We start from the raw sequence: 20,930 nt of genomic DNA, 5'->3' as shown, positions 1-20,930 counted from the left end.
TGTTGACGCTTCAATAAAAGACTGTCAGCCATAGGTTGAACTGTCAAGTTTTGCTCCTTGTGGTGCCTGTCACGCGCATGGAAGCCGGACACCGGGCATGGGGCGGTCGTACAGCTAGGCCTGCTACAGTCCGCAGCGGAACAGCTTCGGCTCTGGACAAAAGGGAATGATGGATCTGAACGACCTGCACGGAATCGGCGCCGGATGGTGGAGCAGGATCCTCGCCGGCTTCCACCGGGACGCGGGGTTGGAGCCGACACTGCTGGAGCTTGGCCTGATCCTCGCGGTTGCGCTGGCGGTGTCCGTTCCGCGGGCCAGCTGGCGGTACTTCGGGCTCTTCGTCACCATGGTCCACGAGCTTGGCCACGCCTTCGCCGCGTTGACCACCGGGCGCCTCGTCAAGGGGATCCATCTCAGGTTCGATCAGTCAGGCGCCATGATGAGCCGCGGGTCCGGCCGCGCCGGCGCTGCCTGGACCGGGTTCTGGGGCTATCCCGTGCCGGCGGTCGTCGGCTGCATCCTGGTTTTGGCTGCCTTCAGCGGCTGGTCCTCCCTCGCGCTTTCCGTAAGTGCGCTGCTGCTCCTGGCCACGCTGCTGTTTATCCGCAACGCCCAGGGCGCGGTGATCGCCGTCGGGCTGGCCCTCGCATCCAGCCTCCTGGTCTGGTTCGCGCCGGCGGCTTTGCTGGGCCACCTGACCCTGGCCCTCGGGATCGGGCTGCTCGTGGGATCCGTCCGGGACTGGCTGAACCTGCTCGGTGTGCACACCCGCAGGCGCCACCAGTTGGCCAATTCGGACGCCCACATTCTCGCCCGCCGCACGGGTGTCCCGTCGGCCCTGTGGCTCGCCGGTTTTGCAGCCGTGATCACCGCCTGCTGGGTGCACGCCGGAATGGCCGTTGCGGCGGTGGCGGGCTTCCCCGCCTGACCCCGCCGGCCGGCCGCTTCGGCCGCGGATCCATCCGGCGAAAATCCGCCTCGCCAGCGGGAATTACTGGCCCCCGCCACTCGTTATCATCGCGACGAGGAAAATAGATGTTGATTAATCAGTGCGAGACGCTAAAATGGGCCGACACCTCGTCAATACGACAACAGCTTCAGGAGTTCTAAACCCGCATGGCAACCGACTACGACGCACCCCGCAACAAGGACGAAGACCAGAGTAACGAGTCCCTGGAAGCGCTGCAGTCCCAGCGTGGGGGCGGCGCCAAGACCGCAATCATCGATGTTGAAGATTCGGACACCGCTGAAGGCATCGACCTCCCCGGTGCCGATCTCTCCGGCGAGGAACTGGTAGTCCAGGTCGTCCCCCCGCGCGAGGACGAGTTCACCTGTTCTTCCTGCTTCCTGGTCCGCCACCGCAGCCAGGTGGCGCGCGAAAAGAACGGCGAACTGTACTGCCGCGACTGCGAAGGCTAAGCAGCCCGCGTACAGCAACATCAAACCCCGCGCCCGCCAGCGCGGGGTTTTTTGGTGCCCGGGGCCGGATTCCGCCATCCTCCCGGTGCCTCAGCCGCTGCTGGTCAAGTGGATGCCAGCCTCCGGCGTCGCCACCCGGAAGGAGAACGACTCCTCGATATAGAGGTACACGTTCTCCGCGTCGTGATGGTCGTAGCCCAGCGACAGGTCCTGGCCGGACTCGAACAGGAAGTCTCCGCCGCGCATGCTCATCACCACGGCACCTCGGACACCCGGCGCCCACACGATCGGACCGTCGAGGATCCGCCGGAGGTGCTCAGCCAGCAGGTAGCCGCCGCGTTCGGCGGTTTCGACGACGGCGGTGTAGTGGCCGGGCCCGAGCGCCAGCCCGAACGGGCCGCCGATGCCCGCCTTGAGCAGCACCGCCACGGCCTTGGCGATCCGCTTGGGGTAGTCGTTGAAGTCCTCCACCCGCGGCACGGGGGACAGCGGCGTGGCCTCAGTGACGCCGGTGATGCCGGCGCCCGGCCAGCCGTGGAACACTGCCACATTCTCGGCGCTGGCGATCCGAAGGGCTGCCTCGTCCAGATCAGTCAGGTCGACATCCGCGGCACCCCGGTCGTGGTTGAGCAGCTCGTGGCGCGAGACCGCAAAGTCGGCCCGCACCTCGACCAGAGGCAGGATCCGCCGGCGCAGTGCCGAGACGCCGTCAGCGGGAGAGCCGTCCACGTCCTCGGTCCGGCCGAGGTTGGTGGCAGAGTATTCCCAGCCGAGCGGACCCTTGAAGTCCACCAGCTTCCGGGCGCCCAGCGCGACGGTGAGACGCTGCCGGGCCTCTTCGTCGAGCAGCCGCCACCCGCCGTCGGAAATCGGCGCGTGCTCGCGCAGGAGATGGTTCATCGCCATGACTGTTGCCCCTTCAGGCTCCCGATGCCGAGCGAGGGATCGGAAGCCGCCGGCTCTGCGGCGGAACCGCTCGCGGCGGCCTCCGCGGCCTCGCCGTGTTCCACGATGTCCCCGTCGCGGAACAGCACTCCGCGGGCGGTCTCGCGCCATTTCGGTTTGCGCCGCAGCAGGAACTCCAGGTCCATGCTGAAGTGCTTGAACTCCTCGCCCATGGAGTCCTCCATGATGGCGCGGGCGGCAGGATCGGGTTCCAGCGAGATCCGCTGCTCGTACCAGCCGATCGCCTCGGCTTCCTCCGTCAGGTTCGCGCACATGCGGGCGAAGGTGCGGGTCTCGGCCGAGAGCTCCCCGGCCGGCTCGTGGTATTGGTCAAAGCCCATCGGACATCCTTTGACGTAGGTCGTCGGAACCGTGCACAGTGCCTATCCGCCAGCCTAGCGAGCCGCCACGGGGTTGACTACCCTGCGGCGGTCAGCCGTCCCAGCCCAGGTTGCGCGCCATCCGCTGCAGCACGTCGAGGGCCGCGTCGTACTCGTCCGCGGACACGCCCTCGGTGATCCGCTGGCGGTTCCGGTCCACTACCTCGCCCAGCGACGCGAGGCTGCTGCGGCCCAGGTCGGTCAGGGAGAAGCGGTCGTCCGCGTTGGAGACCCAGCCGCTCTCCAGCAGCTCATCCAGGTGCTCGGCGGACGACTCATCCGCGGTCTGGCTGAAGAACGGCTTCAGCGCGTCGTTCAGTTCGGCCGCGGTCGAGGGCTGTTCCGCCAGCACGTTGAGGATCTGCCACTGGCGCCGGGTGACGCCGTGTTCCTCGACCATGGTGTCGAACTGCTCGTTGATCAGGCCGTCGACCAGCCGGAGCCAGAATCCAAGGGGACGTTGTTCTGCCATGCACCCACCATACAAAGCCGGTCAACACCTGGGGCAAGGGCGCAGAACAACGACGGCGGAGCCCGGCTTGGGCAGGTGCCTTGCCGCGGTGCCGGGGCGCTTATAGCGTGAGGAACGGGCCCGCGCAGGCGAACCGCGGACCCGTCTGCACCACCTGACGAGGAGGACAGCATGAGCGAGGAGCCGCACGGGACGCTGGACGGGGAGAATCCCCGTGAGCCGAAGGTCGACATTTCCACCGAGACCCAGGAGTATCCGGGTTTCACCGAGGAGATGCAGCCGCGCCCGGACCATGGCGAGGACAGCTATCGCGGCAACAACCGGCTCGAGGGCAGGAAGGCACTGATCACCGGGGGAGACTCCGGCATCGGCCGCGCCGTCGCGCTCGCCTTCGCCAGGGAGGGCGCCGACGTCGCAATCTCCTACCTGAAGGAGGAGGAAGAGGACGGGCAGGACTGCCTGGAACTGGTCCTCGCGGAGGGCCGCAAGGCCTTGGCGGTCCCCGGGGACGTGCGGGAGGAGGATTACGCTGCCAAGGCCGTCGCCGAGGTGGTCGAAGAGCTGGGCGGGCTCGACATCCTGGTCAACAACGCCGGCTACCACCTGGAGCAGCCCAACGGGATCGCCGACATCACCGCCGGGCAGCTGCGGCGGACCTTCGAGACCAACGTCTTCGGCACCTTCTGGATGATCCAGGCCGCGCTGCCGCACCTGTCGGCCGGCTCGGCCATCATCAACACGACCTCGATCCAGGGCTACCACCCCTCCACTGGCCTCATGGATTACGCCGCCACGAAGGCCGCGCTGAACAACCTGACCTTCAGCCTGGCCGAACTGCTGGGCCCGAAGGGCATCCGTGTCAACGCCGTGGCGCCGGGACCGATCTGGACGCCGCTGCAGCCGGCCACCACGTCACCGGAAAAGCTGGAGAGCTTCGGCGACGCGACGCCGCTGGGTCGTGCCGGCCAGCCGGCCGAGGTCGCCGGGGCCTTCGTCTACCTCGCCTCGAACGACGCGCGCTACGTCTCCGGCGAGGTGATCGGCGTCACCGGAGGCATGCACCTGGCCTGACCGCCGTCCATACACAACCGTCCATGTACAAACGACAAGCAAGCGAAATAGCCTAGTCCTAGCCCCACCCATCGGTCTTCGAAGGGACCCCACCATGGCTTCAGTCAATTCATTCGGTTCACAGGGCACGCTGGATGTGGCCGGAACCGGCTACCAGATCTTCCGGCTCAACGCGGTGGACGGCGCCGAGCGCCTTCCCTATAGCCTTAAAGTGCTGCTGGAGAACCTGCTGCGCACGGAGGACGGCCAGAACATCACGGCGGACCACGTCAACGCGCTGGCGCAGTGGGATCCGGACGCCGAGCCTGCCACCGAAATACAGTTCACCCCGGCGCGCGTGATCATGCAGGACTTCACCGGTGTCCCGTGCGTGGTCGACCTGGCCACCATGCGGGAGGCCGTCGTGGACCTAGGCGGGGACCCGAAGCGCGTCAACCCGCTGGCGCCGGCGGAACTGGTGATCGACCACTCCGTCCAGATCGACGTCTTCGGCAACGCCCAGGCCCTCGAGCGGAACATCGAGATCGAATACCAGCGCAACGGCGAGCGGTACCAGTTCCTGCGCTGGGGCCAGACCGCGTTTGACGATTTCAAGGTGGTGCCGCCGGGCATGGGCATCGTGCACCAGGTGAACCTGGAGTACCTGGCACGCACCGTCATGACCCGCGAGGTGGACGGGACGCTGCAGGCCTACCCGGACACCTGCGTCGGCACGGATTCGCACACCACCATGGTCAACGGGCTCGGCGTGCTGGGCTGGGGCGTCGGCGGCATCGAGGCCGAGGCCGCGATGCTGGGCCAGCCGGTGTCGATGCTGATTCCCCGGGTGGTTGGTTTCAAGCTCACCGGCGAGATTCCCGCCGGGGCGACGGCGACCGATGTGGTGCTCACTATTACCGAGATGCTGCGCGAGCACGGCGTCGTCGGCAAGTTCGTGGAGTTCTACGGCGACGGCGTCGCTGCGGTGCCGTTGGCCAACCGCGCCACGATCGGCAACATGAGCCCCGAGTTCGGTTCCACGGCCGCGATCTTCCCGATCGACGAGGTGACGCTGGAGTACCTGCGGCTCACCGGCCGCTCTGAGCAGGACGTGGCGCTGGTCGAGGCCTACACGAAGGAGCAGGGGCTCTGGCACGATCCCTCCAAGGAGGTCAGGTACTCGGAGTACCTCGAACTGGACCTCTCCACCGTGGTTCCGTCCATCGCCGGGCCCAAGCGCCCGCAGGACCGGGTCGAGCTCACCAACGCCAAGATGCAGTTCCACCGGGACCTCGAGAACTACGTGCACAAGGAGGTGGAAGCCGAGGGGCCGAGCGTGGACGAGGCCGTCGAGGAGACCTTCCCGGCCTCCGACCCGCCGACCTACACGGACGCCGGCAGCAAGGTCAAGAACCCTTCGCACCTGACCGTGAAGAAAACGGATCCGGACTCCGGCCGCGCCACCCACCCGGTGGAGCTGACGATGCCGGACGGACGGAACTTCTGGTTGGACCACGGCGCCGTGACGATCGCCTCGATCACCTCCTGCACGAATACGTCCAACCCGTCGGTCATGCTGGCCGCCGCGGTGCTGGCGCGCAACGCCGTCGACAAGGGCCTGGCGTCCAAGCCGTGGGTCAAGACCTCGGTCGCCCCCGGCTCCAAGGTCGTCACGGACTACTACGAGCGCTCCGGCCTGACCCCGTACCTGGAGAAGCTCGGCTTCTACCTGGTGGGCTACGGCTGCACGACCTGCATCGGCAACTCCGGGCCGCTGGAGGAGGAGATCTCGCAGGCCATCGGCGACAACGACCTCGCCGTCTCGGCCGTGCTGTCCGGCAACCGCAACTTCGAGGGCCGGATCAACCCGGACGTGAAGATGAACTACCTGGCCTCGCCGCCGCTGGTGGTGGCGTACGCCTTGGCCGGTTCCATGGATTTCGACTTCGAGGACGATCCGCTGGGCCAGGATCCGGACGGCAACGACGTCTTCCTCAGGGATATCTGGCCGGATCCGATCGAGGTCCAGCGCATCATCGACTCGTCGATCGACAAGGAAATGTTCACCTCGAGCTATGAGACCATTTTCGACGGCGACCAGCGCTGGCAGTCGCTGCCGACGCCGTCCGGGGACACGTTCGCCTGGGACCCGCAGTCCACGTACGTCCGCAAGCCCCCGTACTTCGAGGGCATGCAGGCCCGCCCGGAGCCGGTAACGGACGTTAGCGGGGCCCGCGTCCTGCTGAAGCTGGGGGACTCGGTCACGACGGACCACATCAGCCCGGCGGGCTCGTTCAAGTCGGACACCCCGGCCGGCAAGTATCTGCTGGAGCACGGCGTGGAGCGCAAGGATTTCAACTCCTATGGTTCCCGCCGCGGCAACCATGAGGTGATGATCCGCGGCACGTTTGCGAACATCCGCATTAAAAACCAGCTGCTGGACGGCGTGGAGGGCGGCTTCACCCGCGACTTCAGCCAGGAAGGCGGCCCGCAGTCCACGGTCTACGACGCGGCGATGAACTACCAGGCCGCCGGCATTCCGCTGGTGGTCCTGGCGGGCAAGGAGTACGGCTCCGGCTCGTCCCGTGACTGGGCGGCCAAGGGCACCGCGCTGCTGGGGGTGAAGGCCGTGATCGCCGAGAGCTTCGAGCGCATCCACCGGTCAAACCTGATCGGCATGGGCGTGCTGCCGCTCCAGTTCCCGGCGGGGGAGAGCGCGGAGTCCCTGGGCCTGACCGGCACCGAGACCTTCGCGATCGAAGGCGTCACGGCGCTCAACGACGGCGCCACGCCCCGGACCGTGCGGGTCACCGCGACGGCCGCGGACGGGTCACAGAAGCAGTTCGACGCCGATGTCCGGATCGACACGCCGGGCGAGGCCGACTACTACCGCCACGGCGGCATCCTGCAGTTCGTCCTGCGCCAGCTCGCGGTGTAGGACGGCCGCGGAACGGTGCAGGAGAGCCGCACGAACGGAGCGGCTTCGGCGGCCCGGAGATCCGGGCCGCCGCCCCGGCATTTTCCCGGCGCGTCTTGCCTCGCAGGGCGGCGGGAGATCTCGTAATCTGTTGCAGGCCACAACGGTGGCAGCAGGCCCTCACGGGAGAAACCATGGAACTTTCAGCGCAAGGACGCGTGCGTCCCGACTTCACAGGAGTCGGAGACGGCGATGCCGCTTTCTGACTACGAACGCGAACAGCTTCGGCTGCTGGAGCAGCAGCTCAGGACGGAGGCCCCGGAACTCCACGAGTTCCTGGCCGCGCCCGCAGCATCCCATCGAAACCGGCTGCTCGCCGGGTGGCTGCTGGCCTTCCTGGGGGCCGTGGCCATCCTGCTCGGCCTGTATGCCTCCCTCGTGCCGGTCGCGTCGATCGGACTGCTCGGCATCGCCGTCGGCCTGTTCCTCGCCCACGGCACGGGGACCGGGCCCGCCGACGTCACGCCGGCGCGCTAGCCATCCCGGCCACGAGCCAGGCTCCGATCCTTTCCTGCCAGACCATTTCCACCGTTGCGTGCGTGCCCGCAGGCAGGGTGGACCGCACGGCCACCTCGACCGCGCCCCGGTCGGGCTGCGTGCCGTTTGCCAGGTATTCGGGCTCGGGAATGGCCTCCATGATCCGGGCCGCCGCGCTGAAGTCGCCCCAGCCAGCCAGCGACCCGGGCACCACCAGGCTCTCCAGCGTGGCCCGGTAATGGCGGCGGTCCAAGAGCGCCTCGCAGAACAGCGCGGCTACTTCCACCGCATCCCGGACTGCCGGGCCGTCCGGCAGGGCGTGCCCGGGGGCTAAGTCACGGCCGCTGTGACGGCGGGGCAGCCGATGCACGTCCGGGGGCAGATTCGGATCCATGCCAACACCTTAGCCACCGCCACTGACAGGCAGGCTCCTGCCGCGCCGCACATGTGGGGCAGCGCGGCAGCCGGACCTCCCGCGATGGGCGCGCCGCCGTCGTTGGTCCCGGCCCGCGGCGCCGGCAGGTCCCCGGACGCCTATCGAGTGGCCAGGGAACGGGCGGGCACGGCCTGGCGCCGGGCCAGCAGGTGGTGGTACTCAGGATGTTCCACCATGGTCTTGCGCACCGTGCGATCGAACGGGCGGACCGCAAGGTGCCGGCGGTGGGCGCTGTCGAGGGCGTTCATCACCAACACGGTTTCGAGATTCCGGTTCCTGAAGCCACGGTCGATCGTGGTCCGCAGGAACCAGATTTCATTTCCTTCGAGCCGGTAGCGCAGTGAACCGGCAACTACTCCATCCCAATAAATCGTGAATTGTGCGCTCAGATGGTCGTCTTGGACGGCAGGCATTGGAATCCCCCCTCTGGCAATGCCCGGCACGAGGAGAACGCGCCGGATACTCCTTAGACGTAAGCGTGAGGCATCGGGTTCAATGGGTCAAGGAAAAATTTTCAGGAGGCGCATGCACACCCCGACCGACGGTCCAGACCAGCGGCCCCTGCACCTGCAGCCCGGCGCGATCCTGCTCGTGGTGGCCGGCGGTGCGCTTGGAACGCTGGCACGGTTCGTCGTTTCACGGCTGCTTCCGCCGGCGGGTGGCTGGCCGCTGGGCACACTGGCGGTGAACCTCGGCGGGGCGTTTGCGCTTGGACTGTTGCTGGAGTTCCTGCTGCTTCGGGCCCCGGACGACGGCGGCCGCCGGGCCTTGCGATTGGTGGCGGCAACGGGGTTCATCGGGGCTTTTACCACCTACAGCACGCTGGCGCTGGAGGGCAACCAGCTGCTGGCCGCATCCGGGCCAGGCTTGGCTGCCGGCTATTGGCTCCTCACCCTGGTGGGCGGCTTCCTCGCGAGCCTGGCCGGAGTGGCCGCGGCGTCGCGCTGGGGCGGCCGCGGCGCATGACGCTGCTGCTGATGGCCCTTGCCGGCGGCGCCGGCGCCGGCACCCGCTTCCTGGTCGATGGCCTCGTCCACCAGTGGGTGGAGCGTGCCGCCTTTCCGCTGGGGACCCTGCTGGTGAACGCCACGGGTTCCTTCCTGCTGGGACTGCTGACCGGCGCCGTGCTTTCGCACCAGGCGGCGCCGGAACTGCAGCTGATCCTCGGGACGGGGTTCCTCGGCGGCTACACGACTTTCAGCACCGCCAGCGTGGATACGGTCCGGCTGGTCCAGCGGGCGCGTTGGGGATCCGCGCTCGCCAACGCACTGGGGACAATCCTGCTGACCGCGGTGGCCTGCGCGGCGGGGCTGGCGCTGGCGGCCTGACCCTGAGCGGGCTTCGGCCGGCAGCACCCGCCCTTCCCATCAGCGCAGCACGATCTCGGTGGCCGTCGCCGGCGATTTGCCGGAGACCACGAAGCCGGACACATTGGCGTCCGGGTGCTTGATGATGTCGGTAATCGAGCCGAGATGCCGCGAGAGGTCCACCTTGTCTTCGGGAGCGGCCAGCAGCAGCTGGAAGCCGAATTCCTGCAGCGCATTGATGCCGGCCCCGGCATATTCGGAGTTGGCCTGGATGAAGGCCTCGTCGATCATGACCGTGCCGTAGCTGCTGTAGCCCTGGCTGGCGATGCCGAGCTGGTAGGCCAGCGCGGCGCCCATGATGAACGAGGTGAAGCGCTGGCCTTCGCCGCCGGAGAGCGTGCCCGGCTCCAGGCCGGTCTCGATCTCGCCGTTCGGCCGGTGTTCGTTGCAGCTGATGGTCACATGCTGGCGGACGTCGAGGACGGTGTCCCGCCAGTGCTGCCGCGCCGGATCGTTCAGCGCCTCGACGATGCGCTCCAGCGCCCGGTAGCTGGCCGACATCTGCTCCGGGGTCTGCTTCACGTAGGCGTTGCCGAGCGCCTCCTTCAGCTGGGTGCGGAAGGTCCGTGCCTCCTCCGGAATGGTGGTCCTGACTTCGATTTTGAGCCGGCTGCCGTGGTCGAAGGGCACGTCGGCGAGGATCTGGTTTAGGGGCAGGATCCGCTCTTCGATGGCACGGCGTTCCTCCTCCAGCAGCTGCAGCAGGTCGGAGAAGCGCTCGTACGAGCGGTTGTTGAAGTACTCGCGGAACTCGTCCTCGCGCTGCGGCAGGCCTTCGTCGATGATGCTTTCGTAGAGCGCCTCGTACTGCGCGGCGCTTTCGACGCCGGTGCCGAAGGATGCGTTCAAGTGCTCGCCGAAGTCGCGGGCGAAGAACTTGAAGGTGTCCGTCAGCGCGGTTTCGGTGCGGTGCAGTTCCTCGCGGAGCGCGGCGGCTTCCTCGTTCAGCCTCAGGTGCGCCGCGTGGAACCGGGCTTCGAGCGCGTCCAGCCCGGAGGAAGCGGCAGGCCCGGACGAATCAGCCGAGGCTCCGTCGGATGGCGACTGCTGGTCTGCCGGCACCGGGACGTAGGCGGCCAGGGCCTCGGCAGCCCACTCAGCCGGGACGTTGGCCGCCGCCTGGGCATCGGTCTGTTTCCAAGCGGTGCGGGACTGCTCCAACCGCTTGTCCAGGCCCTGGAGCTCATTGCGCTGCACCGCCAGCCGGCCGACGCAGGCCTCCAGCTCGGCCTTGGCCGCCTTGAGTTCCGCATGGATGCCGGCGAGGGTGGCGCTGCTGTCCACGGTTTCGCGCAGCCGGTCCTGCAGCGCCTCCAGCGCGGTGCGCAGCGGAGAGGCATCGACGGCGGCAAACTCCCGCCGGTCCGCGGCCACGCGCTGCAGGGCCTCCAGCCGGCCGGAGAGTGCGTCCTTGGCCTTGCTGCGTTCGTCGGCGAGCTCCGCGGCGTCCTCCTGCTCCTGCCGGATGGCCTCGGCCTGCGCCTGGAGCTGGGCGATCTTCTCCGTGTTGTTGAAGCCGAGCAGATAGTCGCCGGGGTTGACGGTCCGGGTGTCGCGCTCGAAGGCGCTGCGGCCGAGTTTGAGGGTACCCGCCAGGCTGATGGCCTTGTCCTCGTTATGCAGGCCCTCGTCGGATTCGACGCAGGTGAAAGCGTAGTCCGCGGTGATCTTGCCCCGCAGCCAGGCACCGGCGTCGGAGTTCTTGAATTCCAGCTTGGTGACCAGGTCCGCCGGGCCGGCGGTGGCCGGGCGCGGCTCCGAGGCGATGTTGATCCAGCGCAGCTTGCCGTGCGCCTGCAGTCCGTCGATGGCGCGGGTGACGGCGCGGAGGTGTTCGCCGCGGACCAGCAGCGTGGTGGCCAGGGAACGCAGCGCCTTCTCCGCCGCGGGACGCCAGGCCAGGTGTTCCGGCCCGATGTCCACGAGCTCGCCGGCAAACGGCATGTCCTCGGCGGCGATACCGGTCGCGGCGCTGATCTGCCGGCGGGCCGCCGCGCTGGCGCCGTCGATATTGCTCCCGCGCCGCTGGTAGGAGGCGATCTCCGCCCGCAGCTTCTTCTCGCGGTCCTTGGCATTGATGCTCGCGGCGACTGCTTCGTATTCCAGCGTCCGCGCGGCCTGGGCCTCCTCGGCGAGCGAATCGACGGTCCGCGCGGCCTCTTCCCGGGCCGCAGCCAGACCCGCCGCGGACCACTCGAGCCCCAGCCCGGCGTCGTCCATCTCGCGCCGGACCTGCGATTCGACCCGTTCGCGCTGCTCCAGCTCCACGCCGGCGGCGCGGATGTCCCGCTCCAGTGACTCGATGGCGCGGCCGCCGTGGCTGGCATGGCGCTCCTCGAGCGAGAGGACCCGTTCCTCCAGGCTCTCCTTCGCGGCGGCCTCGGCCTCGATCTGCGCCGCCGTTTCCGCGCGCTGGTCCTCCAGCCGCTTCGTCCCGGCCGCCAGCACCGCCGCGGCCTGCTGCTGCCGCAGCCGCGGCAGCTGGACGGTGGCCAGCTCGGTGTTGCGCCCGAGCAGCCCGGCCAGTTCCCGGTACCGGCGGTGCTGCTCCGGTACCTTGGCCAGGGCGTCGCGCTGGCCGCGGGCGTCTTCCAGCTGGCGGTAGATCCCGCGCAGATGGCTGAAGTCTTCCGCGGCGCCCGCGGCAGCGGCGAGGGTCGAGGGGATGTCCAGCACCTCGTAGCGGAAGAACTTGTTCACACCCTTGTCCAGACCCTTGCCGTTCTGCAGCGTGCGGAGCAGGCTGAAGGCCTTGTCATTGTCGATGCCGAGCCGGCGGCGGAACCGCTCGGCGAATGCCTTGTGGACGTCGAAGGCTTCGCAGCCCGGCAGCGCCGCCTGGAGGGAGGTGGGGGAGAAGCGGCGCCCGCCGTGGTTCTCCAGGGCGGCCGTGTCGAGCGGCCGGTTGTGGATGACGTAGTGCTTGCCAACCTGGCCCTCGAGACCGTTGGCCGGCAGGTCGAAGAGTGCCGCGATGCTCACCTGGCGACCCAGGCCGTCGTCGTACACCAGGGCGATGGCCGACCATGTGGCGCCCGGGCGCTGGTAGGTGACCCCGGCGTTGGTCTTGGCCTTGCGCCCGCGCATGTAGCTGTACGTGGTGCGCCGGTCCTGCCGGTTGCTGGCCTCGTTCGCGGACTCGTTCAGTCGCGGCGCCGCATAGAAGATGTGCTGGATGCCGTCGAACAGGGTGGACTTGCCCACGCCGGGATGGCCGGTCAGCAGGGTGCCGGCCCGGTCGACGTACATCGAGTGCCGCCCGTGGAACGTGCCCCAGTTGATCACCTGGATGCTGCTCAGCCTGTACTGGCCCGGATTGATCTCTTCGCCCAACGGCAGCGTCTGCGCGATGCTCACAGGTCGTCATCCTCTTCTTCGGCCACAGCCATCGGGCCGGTCTCCATCAGGTCGCTCCCGTCCGCCGTGCCGCCGGCGTCGTCGTCGGATTCGCCGGATTCGTCGGGGCCGCCATCCCCGTCGGCGGGCAGGGTCCCGGCGCTCCGGGCCAGGGCCTCCAGATAGGGCGGGATTTCGTCGATGTGGTCGAACGGCAGCGCCATGGCCAGCGCGCTGCTGACCCGGTAGACGCCCTCCAGCTCCGTCGGCAGGAGCAGCCGCAGGGACAGGAGCCGGTGGATCGAGGCGTCGGTGAGTTCCTCCAGCCGCTTGTCGTCGGCCGAGCCGGGCTGCCGGTGTTCCTCGAGGATCTCGCGCGCTCCGGCACGTGAGATCGTGGCGTCCGTCCCGGAACCGGCGTGCCGGTCCAGCAGCAGGCGCAGCCGCAGCGCCAGGAGGGTCTCCTCGCGGCGCAGCGGCTTGCGCGGCTGGATGGCGGTCGTATGCACTGCGTCCACCTCCGCCGGGGCGAGCATGGCAATCTTGCGTTCCGGGTCGAGGCTCAGGATCAGAAAGATCTCGCAGAAGTAGTCGGCGATGGCGCTGCGATTGTCGAGGATGGTGCTCCACAGCCGAGGCTCGGCCACGCCGTCGATATACGGCCCCCGCAGCAACCGCACGATCGCCTGCCGCAGCGCCAGGGCAAAGGTGCCGGTATCGCCGTCGAAAAGCTGCCGCTCGGCGCGGTAGCCGTTCTCGACGTCGGAAGGGAGGTCAGCGGCGGTCATGCGGATTCCTTCGTGAACGTGATGAGCGGCAGGTAGGCCTTGCGGCTGGCGCCGCCAAGCTCGGTGAACTCGACCTCTTCGAAGCGGTCGCCGGAAACGTCCTGCCCGGTATTGCGCGCGGTGAGCACCAGCCCGCGGACGGTGTTGATGTGCCGGTGGCCCGCGGGCAGCCGGTCCAGCACCGCCCGGAGTGTGGCCCGGCCGCCCGGTCCGGCCGCCGTCGCCTCGGCCACCGCGGCTTTGATGGCGGCGAAGTCCGCCTTCGGGGTTGCCGGGGTTCGCTGGATGTCCGCTTCGCCCAGCTGCGGCGGGTCCGCCAGCTTCGGCGGCGGAACATGGTCATCGGGGTTGAAGAGTCCGATCCCGGCGAGGGTCTCGAACTCCGGGGCGAAGAGGTGGAGCCGGGCTACGGGGGTGCGGGTGCGCAGCGCGGGGGAGCGCGCCACCGAGAGTTCGGCGGCCCGGATCGCCCGGCGCAGCAGCATCGATTCGCGGAACTCGTCGCTCTGGACGTAGGTGTGCAGGCTCTCCGACAGGCGGCCGTAGATCGCGTGCACCTCGGAGGCCTGCCGGCGCAGCTCGCGGACCAGGTTCGCAAGTGTGTGGCGCTCGTCAGCGGCCAGCTCCTCGACGAATTCGCGCTCCAGTACTTCGCGAACGGCCTGACGGAACCGCGACTGCTGCTGCGGATCATTGAGGAATTCGGTGAAGCCGCGGAACGTCTCGCCTTCGGCGGTGCTGCGCAGCTGCCGGTCGCCTTCCAGGACCTGTCCGACGGCGACGCCTTTGGCCACGCTCGATTCCATGATTTCCTGCCGGATCGCGTGCAGCATCCGTTCGACGCCGTCGCGCATCCGCTTGAAGTCGGCCGGCAGGCTGGAGGCGAGGTCCAGGATGCTCCGTGCGGCCGCCACCGCCGTATCGTGCGGGAGCACGTCTGGTTCCGCGCCGGCTTTCAGCGCCCGGATCTGGGCCTGTCGCTCTTCGATTTCCGCTTCGAGCTGCCGGATCCGGGTGTCCGCGTCGGGATCGGTCTCGTGGGCGAGCGACTCGATGCTCGTCAGCAGCGTATTGAGCCGCGACGAGTTCAGGTTGGTCCGCTCCCGGGTCAGGCCGTCGATGAAGTTCAGCACGCGCTGCGTGGACGCCGTCGGTTCATAGACGAACTGGCCGTCGATCATGGGGCGGGCCAGGAACTGCTGGCGGACCCACGAGTCCGCGTAGTTCGACGCCTGCCACTGTTCGTTCAGGCTCAGGTGCTCCTCGCGCAGTTCGGCGATGAAGGCGGCCAGCGATGCGTGGAACTCCTCCATCCCGATCCGCGGCCGGTTCGAGGTGAACTCGGACCGGAAGAAGGCGACAGTCCAGGGGGCGGCCGACAGCAGCTTCCATGCGGGAGAGAGCTTGAACTCCTTCTGGGCATGCCAGTTGGCGACGGCTTGCTGAGTGGAACGCATCAAGAACTTTCTGCCGGCCGCTTGGCTGCGGTGGGACTCTGGCTGAGGTGGGACCCGACCATCGATCTTAATCGATGCAGCTCCGGTCCTCCTATCCGGCGCCGGCGTGGCCGGTGACGCCCAGGCTTCCGGGCCGCCGGGGCTTTCCGTGCGCGCGAAGCCCACGAACCCTCGGGCCGGAACGAGTGTGACGGACGCAAACCTCGGGGTTGGGGAATAGACCTGGAGCCGGCCGGCGTTTATGCTGTTTGCTTGGGCTTACTGATTGAGATGTGCCGATCACTTAGGCAGGCTTCCGGTTCCGCCCCATATTCTTCTTTCTTCTTCTTGCGCTCCTTAAGGAAATACTGTGCCTGACAACAAATCGCCCCTTGCACCCGGGCAGGCACCGCCGCAGCCGCCCCAGGCGCCCGCTGAATCCTCCGCCGTCGGGGAGAAGCTGTCCCCGCGCGACCGCACGGTGATCACGCTGCTCCTGGTGTCGGCGTTCGTGGTGATCCTCAACGAGACCATCATGGGTGTGGCGCTGCCGCGCCTGATGGAGGACCTGGACATCACTGCCGGCGCGGCGCAGTGGCTGACGACCGCCTTCATGCTGACCATGGCGGTGGTGATCCCGGTGACGGGCTTCCTGCTCCAGCGCTTCAATACCCGCCCGGTGTTTGCCGCGGCGATGAGCCTGTTCAGCCTGGGCACCTTGGTGTCCGCGCTGGCACCGGGCTTCGAGGTCCTGCTCGCGGGCCGGGTGGTCCAGGCGACGGGAACCGCGATCATGATGCCCCTGCTGATGACGACGGTGATGACGCTGGTGCCGCCGTCGTCCCGGGGCAAAGTCATGGGCAACATTTCGATCGTTATTTCCGTGGCACCGGCCATCGGCCCGACCATCTCCGGGTTCATCCTCAGCATCCTCGACTGGCGCTGGATGTTCTGGCTGGTGCTGCCGATCGCCCTGGCCGCCCTGACCATGGGCCTGCTGCGCATCCAGAACGTCACCGAGCCCAAGCACAAGCCGATCGACGTGCTGTCCGTGGTCGTGTCGGCCTTCGCCTTCGGCGGACTGATCTACGGCCTGAGCCAGCTGGGCGAAGCGGCCCATGGCGGGGGAACGATGCCGGCATGGCTGCCGCTCGTCGTCGGCGGAGCGGCGCTGCTGCTCTTCGTGCTCCGGCAGCTCCGGCTGCAGCGCACGGACCGGGCCCTGCTGGACCTGCGCACGTTCGCCTCGCGCTCCTTCACGATCTCGATCCTGACCGTCGTCGTGCTCATGATGGCGCTGTTCGGCATGATCATCGTGCTGCCGATCTACCTGCAGTCGGTCCTCGGGCTGGACCCGCTGGCCACGGGGGCGCTGCTGCTGCCCGGCGGCCTGGTCATGGGCCTGCTCGGGCCCGTGGTGGGACGGATCTACGACGCCCGCGGCGCCCGGATCCTCGTGCTGCCCGGTACGGTCCTGGTGAGCCTGGTGTTCTGGGGCCTGGCGATGATGAATGAAACGACGCCGGTGTTCCTGGTCCTGGCCGCGCACGTGTGCCTGAGCGTGGGACTGGGGCTGACCTTCACGCCGCTGCTGACCTCGGCGCTGGCCTCGCTGCGCCCGGAGCTGTACTCGCACGGTTCCGCGGTGGTCGGCACGGTGCAGCAGCTGGCCGGTGCCGCCGGCACGGCATTGTTCATCTCGGTGATGACGCTGCAGTCGGCCGCGCTCGCGGCCACGGGGGCGGGGGAGCAGCAGGCCCTGGCCGGTGGCATCCATGCGGCCTTCCTGTGCGGCGCCGTGATCTCCGTCCTGGGCGTCGTCGCGGGCTTCTTCGTCAGGCTGCCGGAGGTGGCCGCGCCGTCCGAAGCGGGCGTTCCGGTCCACTGACGGTAGGGTGGTCAGCGATGCGCCGTTTCTCAGCCCTGATCCTTGTGCCCCTTGCCCTCCTTGCCACCGGTTGCAGCGCGGTGGGGGATGCCGCCTCCGATGCCGCGAACCAGGCGGTCGACGACATCACCAACGCTGCCGTCCAGGAAGTGACCGACCAGATCTGCGGCGTGCTCGACGACGGTGCAGTCAGCGCGTCGGAGCAGCAGTTCCTGGCCGGCCTGGTCTCTGCCGCCGAGAGGGCGGGCGCGCCCGAGTCCGTGACCGGGCCGCTCAACCAGGTCGCCCAGGCCGGCGACGCGGTTCCCGCGGAGGCCGTCCGGCAGCTGGGCGCGAACTGCTCCGGCTCCTCGGAGAACACGCACGAGTCCGGTAACTCGGATAACTCCGAGAACGGTGAAGAGGCGGAGAACGCCGAGAACTAGGTCCAGGCCTTTCCGGTTTGACCGGTCCGAGCCGCGCTACGGCCGGGCCGGATCAAACGGTCTCGTAGCCCCGAGCGCGTTCAACCCGCAAGGTCAGCCGAGCTGGTCCAGCCGCTTCCGGGCCCGGTAAGCCTCGGCCTCGAGCTTGCCCAGGCCGGCCTCGGCTTCCTCCTTGACAGCCTGGGCGATATCCGCCTCCCGGTCCGCGGCGGCGATTTCCTTGTCCAGCTCGCGCATCCGCGCCTTGAGCTCCGCCAGCTCCCCGGCCAGTTCTTCCCGCCGCGCCGCCACGTCCTGCAGCCGATGCTGCGCCTTCTCCGCCTCCGCCTCGGCCTTGGCCACCCGCTTCTCGGCCCGCTCCAGTTCCGCGCGGGCCTGCTGGGAAGCGCGCGCGGCTTCTTCCGCTTTCCGCTGCTCGGCACGCTCTGCCCGGTCGGCGCGCCGCTTCCCGGCAGGGACGGGCTCCTCGACCACCTTGGGCCTGGTGGATTTCGCCGGCCGGCCGGTCCGCGCCGAACGCACGGAGGGCAGCGGTCCGGCCACGGCGCCGTCGAGCTCTACCGGTTCCAGCCCGCTGGCGGTCAACGACCTGACAAGCCGGCCGCTGGCCACGGCGGCGGCCGCATCGGCATCCGCCATCGCCGCCCGGAGCGTCTGCTCTGCCTCGTCGCCGATGGCCGCGCTGATCGGATGACCGAGTTCCCCGGCGAGCGAACGTCCCTCCTTCACGATGGCAGCCAGGAGCTGGTGACGCCGCCGGCCGAGCTCCTTCAGCTGCCCCGGATCCAGCTCCTCCTGCGCCTCGCGGAGCGCCGCCCCCAGTTCCAGCACCTGGTCCGTTTCCTCGCGCCGCCGCGAGACCAGCATGTTGACCAGCCACGCCGCCGCGGACGCCTTGGGCAGCGCCCTGACCTGCCGGGCCAGTTCCTTCTCGCCGGCCGCGCCGAGTTCCTTCGCCTTCGCGTTCCGCGCCGCCGTGAACTCATCGGGCATCAGGGCGTAGAGTTCGACGGCGATGGTCACGAGGTCCACGGACCTCACCTTACCCGCGGGCCCGGATTTGGGCGTTGCATTTGCCGCGGGCGCGAGTAAGTTGGCTCGTGCCGGATACGGCAACGGCAGCCGGCGGCTCCGGTGGCCGCCGCGATCGAAGAGGGAGCCTCGCCATGGCGACGTGCGATACCTGCGGCAACACCTACGACAAGACGTTCACCATCACGAAGGGCGAGGAGACCAAGACCTTCGACAGTTTCGAATGTGCCGTGCAGGCCATGGCACCGGCCTGCGCCCACTGCAGCTGCCGGATCCTGGGCCACGGTGTAGAGGCCGGCGGTCAGATCTACTGTTGTGCACACTGCGCACGCGAATCAGGGCACACCGACCTGGCCGACCGGGCGTAGCCCGGGGCACATTCAGCGACCGGGACGGATGAACCCGGACTCGTAGGCGGCGATGACGGCCTGCGTCCGGTCCCGCACGCCCAGTTTGGCGAGGATGGAGCCGACGTGGCTCTTGACCGTCTCTACCCCGAGGAACAGCAGGCCGGCGATTTCCTGGTTGCTGTGTCCCTCGGCCATGTGTCGCAGGACTTCGGCCTCGCGGACGCTGAGCCCCGCCCGCGACACGAGGTCCGGTCCGGCGGCCTGTCCGCCCGGTGCGGCTGCCAGTCCCCGCGATCGCCTCCCGGCCACGAGTTCGCGCAATTTGGCCGGAAAGACGATGGACTCGCCCGCCGCCACGGCCCGCACGGTGCGGATGAGCTCATCGGGGCGGGCACGCTTGAGGAGGAAACCGTCGGCACCGGCCTTGAGGGCGTCGTAGACATAGTCGTCGCTCTCGAAGGTGGTCAGGATCAGGATCCGCGGGACCCGGTTGAGCCGTCCCGAGTCCGCGACGAGCCGCGCGGTGGCTTCGATGCCGTCCATCCGCGGCATCCGGACGTCCATCATGACGACGTCCGGTTCCAGCCGCCGGACCTGGGTCCAGACTTCGGCCCCGTCGCCTGCTTCACCCACGACGGCCAGGTCCTGCTCCAGGGACAGGATGGCGGAGAGGCCGGAGCGGATCAGGGGCTCGTCGTCGGCGAGCAGGATACGGATCGGCTCACTCATGCCGGTCACCCCCGGCGGCGGCATCCACCCCTCGCCGCCCGGCCGCGCCGCCGGAACCGGGTGTGCCGGGGATCGGCAGGGCGACGTCGAGGATCCACTGGCGGTCCGCCAATCCCGCCTGCACGGTCCCGCCGACCAGCCGGGCGCGTTCGCGCATGCCGTCGAGGCCGCGGCCCCCGGCGGAGGCAAGAGGGGAAGCGCCTGGAACGGCAGGTCCCGGCGAGGCTGCGGCGTTACGGGCCGCGACCCCCGGTGCCGGCGCGGAACCGGCAACCGCGCCGGCATCATCTGCCCGCGCACGGACGGGATTGCTGAGCCGGACGCGCAGAGTGCCGGCGTCGGCGCTGATCCGGAGCCGGGCCCGCGCCGGGTGCCCGTATTTCAGGGCGTTGGTCAGGCCCTCCTGCAGGATCCGGAGCGCGGCGGCCGAGACGTCCCCGGGGAGCCGGGCGAGCCCCTCGCCGTCGTGATCATGCTCCACCGCCAGGCCCTGGCCGGCGAAGCGGGCGAGCACGCGCGGGAGTTCCTCAAGGCCGGCACCGGGTTCCTCGGGGACGGGCGACCGAAGGATGCCGATGACGCGATCCAGTTCGGCGAGGGCTGCCCGGCCGGTCTCGGCGGCGGCCTGCATGGCACGCGCCGCCGCCGCGGGATCGCGTGCAAGCAGGCCCTGGGCGGCGGTGGCCTGCAGCGTGGTGACGGTCAGCGCGTGCCCGACGGAATCGTGTAACTCCCGGGCCAGCCCGTTCCGCCTCGCGTCGTCGCGGGCGCGCGCCTCGTCCAGGGCTGCCAGTTCCTCGGGGCCCGGCCCGAGCAGGCCGCGGGCCCAGTGCGGCAGGGCGCTGCCGGTCAACACCGTGAACACCAGCACGGCCAGTCCCAGTCCGGCGGCCCAGAGGGCGGCCGTCGCCGTATCCGCAAAGGGGACGACGGCGGCGGCCACCTCCGCGACGGCCTGCCGCCTTCCTGCGAGCCAGGAGAAAATGATCGACAGAAGCACGGGGCCGGCCACAACCAGGGCGAGCAGCAGCAGGGACCCGGACAGCAGGTGGATCAGGTACCAAGCCGCGCCGCGCCAACGCCGGCCGAAGCCTGGCCGGCCTGGCTGGCCGGGCAGGGCGGACATGTCCGGCGAGCCGGGCAGGTCCACCGCCAGCAGTTCCCGCACCGCCGTGCGCTCGAGTTCACGCGTCACGGGCAGCAGAGCAGGGACGGCCAGAAGGGCGAAGAGGATCGCGAAGGCGAACGACGCCAGGCCGGCACTCACCGCCGCCAGCTGCGTGGCCCAGATGAACACCGCGAAATACGGCACGGCGAGCAGGGCGCCGATCATCATGAACACAAAGTGCCTGAAGATCAGCCCCGCCCGCCGCGCCACGGGACGGCCCGACTCGGTCATGGCCCTATTCTTGCCTATCCGGCC

The 20,930-nt window shown here is 68.9% G+C and carries 21 protein-coding genes; 10 read left to right on the top strand and 11 right to left on the bottom strand.

From position 1 onward, the window contains the following. Positions 1–166 precede the first annotated feature (166 nt). Positions 167–928 (top strand): M50 family metallopeptidase, encoded by a 762-nt coding sequence (locus tag AHIS1636_RS10920; protein WP_264795839.1) that lies wholly within the window; start codon positions 167–169, stop codon positions 926–928. 188 nt (positions 929–1,116) lie between these two features. Further along, positions 1,117–1,419: a DUF4193 domain-containing protein gene (locus tag AHIS1636_RS10915; RefSeq protein WP_262106043.1), complete on the top strand. Its 303-nt coding sequence runs from the start codon at positions 1,117–1,119 to the stop codon at positions 1,417–1,419. Positions 1,420–1,509: 90 nt separating this feature from the next. Here AHIS1636_RS10915 and AHIS1636_RS10910 read toward each other — a convergent pair whose 3' ends face one another. The 3 genes from AHIS1636_RS10910 to AHIS1636_RS10900 all read right to left on the bottom strand — a co-directional run bounded on the left by AHIS1636_RS10910 (position 1,510) and on the right by AHIS1636_RS10900 (position 3,216). Further along, the gene (locus tag AHIS1636_RS10910; protein WP_264795838.1) at positions 1,510–2,325 is read right to left on the bottom strand and encodes a family 1 encapsulin nanocompartment shell protein; all 816 of its coding nucleotides are present in this window, start codon (positions 2,323–2,325) and stop codon (positions 1,510–1,512) included. Next, a complete protein-coding gene (locus AHIS1636_RS10905; RefSeq protein ID WP_264795837.1) occupies positions 2,316–2,705 on the bottom strand; it encodes a ferritin family protein in 390 nt (129 codons plus the stop codon). The genes AHIS1636_RS10910 and AHIS1636_RS10905 overlap by 10 nt, the downstream gene beginning before the upstream one ends. A gap of 91 nt (positions 2,706–2,796) precedes the next feature. After that, the gene (locus tag AHIS1636_RS10900; protein ID WP_264795836.1) at positions 2,797–3,216 is read right to left on the bottom strand and encodes a MarR family winged helix-turn-helix transcriptional regulator; all 420 of its coding nucleotides are present in this window, start codon (positions 3,214–3,216) and stop codon (positions 2,797–2,799) included. A 171-nt stretch (positions 3,217–3,387) separates the two neighbouring features. On the opposite strand from AHIS1636_RS10900, the gene AHIS1636_RS10895 reads away from it, so the two are divergent. From AHIS1636_RS10895 to AHIS1636_RS10885, 3 genes are all read left to right on the top strand, one after another. Further along, complete coding sequence (locus tag AHIS1636_RS10895) at positions 3,388–4,287, top strand: glucose 1-dehydrogenase (RefSeq protein ID WP_264795835.1); 900 nt, start codon at positions 3,388–3,390, stop codon at positions 4,285–4,287. Positions 4,288–4,381: 94 nt separating this feature from the next. Continuing rightward, the gene (locus AHIS1636_RS10890) at positions 4,382–7,204 is read left to right on the top strand and encodes an aconitate hydratase (RefSeq protein WP_264795834.1); all 2,823 of its coding nucleotides are present in this window, start codon (positions 4,382–4,384) and stop codon (positions 7,202–7,204) included. Positions 7,205–7,435: 231 nt separating this feature from the next. Then, on the top strand, positions 7,436–7,720 hold the full coding sequence (locus AHIS1636_RS10885) for a DUF3040 domain-containing protein (RefSeq protein WP_264795833.1): 285 nt from the start codon (positions 7,436–7,438) through the stop codon (positions 7,718–7,720). On the opposite strand, the gene AHIS1636_RS10880 is transcribed toward AHIS1636_RS10885, so the two are convergent. Both AHIS1636_RS10880 and AHIS1636_RS10875 read right to left on the bottom strand, forming a co-directional pair. Further along, positions 7,704–8,114, bottom strand: a complete 411-nt coding sequence (locus tag AHIS1636_RS10880) for a hypothetical protein (protein ID WP_264795832.1) — start codon at positions 8,112–8,114, stop codon at positions 7,704–7,706. The two genes, AHIS1636_RS10885 and AHIS1636_RS10880, sit on opposite strands and share 17 nt — an antisense overlap. Before the next feature lie 140 nt (positions 8,115–8,254). Further along, a complete protein-coding gene (locus AHIS1636_RS10875) occupies positions 8,255–8,569 on the bottom strand; it encodes a GNAT family N-acetyltransferase (RefSeq protein ID WP_264795831.1) in 315 nt (104 codons plus the stop codon). 112 nt (positions 8,570–8,681) lie between these two features. Between AHIS1636_RS10875 and AHIS1636_RS10870 the strand changes: the two genes are divergently transcribed. After that, a complete protein-coding gene (locus tag AHIS1636_RS10870) occupies positions 8,682–9,122 on the top strand; it encodes a fluoride efflux transporter FluC (RefSeq protein WP_264795830.1) in 441 nt (146 codons plus the stop codon). Next, on the top strand, positions 9,119–9,484 hold the full coding sequence (gene crcB / locus AHIS1636_RS10865; RefSeq protein WP_264795829.1) for a fluoride efflux transporter CrcB: 366 nt from the start codon (positions 9,119–9,121) through the stop codon (positions 9,482–9,484). Before AHIS1636_RS10870 ends, crcB begins: the two co-directional genes overlap by 4 nt. A 39-nt stretch (positions 9,485–9,523) precedes the next feature. Here the strand turns inward: crcB and AHIS1636_RS10860 are convergent, their stop codons facing one another. The 3 genes from AHIS1636_RS10860 to AHIS1636_RS10850 are packed head-to-tail and all read right to left on the bottom strand — an operon-like array spanning position 9,524 to position 15,104. Further along, positions 9,524–12,880: an ATP-binding protein gene (locus AHIS1636_RS10860; protein ID WP_264795828.1), complete on the bottom strand. Its 3,357-nt coding sequence runs from the start codon at positions 12,878–12,880 to the stop codon at positions 9,524–9,526. Beyond that, a complete protein-coding gene (locus AHIS1636_RS10855) occupies positions 12,877–13,647 on the bottom strand; it encodes a DUF4194 domain-containing protein (RefSeq protein WP_264795827.1) in 771 nt (256 codons plus the stop codon). The genes AHIS1636_RS10860 and AHIS1636_RS10855 overlap by 4 nt, the downstream gene beginning before the upstream one ends. Continuing rightward, the gene (locus AHIS1636_RS10850; RefSeq protein WP_264795826.1) at positions 13,644–15,104 is read right to left on the bottom strand and encodes a DUF3375 domain-containing protein; all 1,461 of its coding nucleotides are present in this window, start codon (positions 15,102–15,104) and stop codon (positions 13,644–13,646) included. Before AHIS1636_RS10850 ends, AHIS1636_RS10855 begins: the two co-directional genes overlap by 4 nt. 349 nt (positions 15,105–15,453) lie before the next feature. On the opposite strand from AHIS1636_RS10850, the gene AHIS1636_RS10845 reads away from it, so the two are divergent. Both AHIS1636_RS10845 and AHIS1636_RS10840 read left to right on the top strand, forming a co-directional pair. Next, complete coding sequence (locus AHIS1636_RS10845; protein WP_373875818.1) at positions 15,454–16,971, top strand: MDR family MFS transporter; 1,518 nt, start codon at positions 15,454–15,456, stop codon at positions 16,969–16,971. Positions 16,972–16,988: 17 nt separating this feature from the next. Next, positions 16,989–17,396 carry a hypothetical protein gene (locus tag AHIS1636_RS10840; RefSeq protein WP_264795825.1) on the top strand — a complete coding sequence of 136 codons (408 nt, stop codon included), beginning with the start codon at positions 16,989–16,991 and terminating at the stop codon, positions 17,394–17,396. Positions 17,397–17,489: 93 nt separating this feature from the next. Here the strand turns inward: AHIS1636_RS10840 and AHIS1636_RS10835 are convergent, their stop codons facing one another. Next, positions 17,490–18,428, bottom strand: a complete 939-nt coding sequence (locus AHIS1636_RS10835) for a transposase (protein ID WP_264795824.1) — start codon at positions 18,426–18,428, stop codon at positions 17,490–17,492. 134 nt (positions 18,429–18,562) lie between these two features. On the opposite strand from AHIS1636_RS10835, the gene AHIS1636_RS10830 reads away from it, so the two are divergent. Beyond that, positions 18,563–18,796: a metallothionein gene (locus AHIS1636_RS10830; RefSeq protein ID WP_264795823.1), complete on the top strand. Its 234-nt coding sequence runs from the start codon at positions 18,563–18,565 to the stop codon at positions 18,794–18,796. Positions 18,797–18,808: 12 nt separating this feature from the next. Here the strand turns inward: AHIS1636_RS10830 and AHIS1636_RS10825 are convergent, their stop codons facing one another. After that, on the bottom strand, positions 18,809–19,507 hold the full coding sequence (locus tag AHIS1636_RS10825; RefSeq protein ID WP_264795822.1) for a response regulator transcription factor: 699 nt from the start codon (positions 19,505–19,507) through the stop codon (positions 18,809–18,811). Then, complete coding sequence (locus AHIS1636_RS10820) at positions 19,500–20,906, bottom strand: sensor histidine kinase (protein WP_264795821.1); 1,407 nt, start codon at positions 20,904–20,906, stop codon at positions 19,500–19,502. The genes AHIS1636_RS10825 and AHIS1636_RS10820 overlap by 8 nt, the downstream gene beginning before the upstream one ends. Between the last annotated feature and the right edge of the window lie 24 nt (positions 20,907–20,930).

The sequence above is a fragment of the Arthrobacter mangrovi genome (genome assembly GCF_026011795.1).
Taxonomy (GTDB): domain Bacteria; phylum Actinomycetota; class Actinomycetes; order Actinomycetales; family Micrococcaceae; genus Crystallibacter; species Crystallibacter mangrovi.
This window is presented reverse-complemented; position numbering and strand designations above follow the sequence as displayed.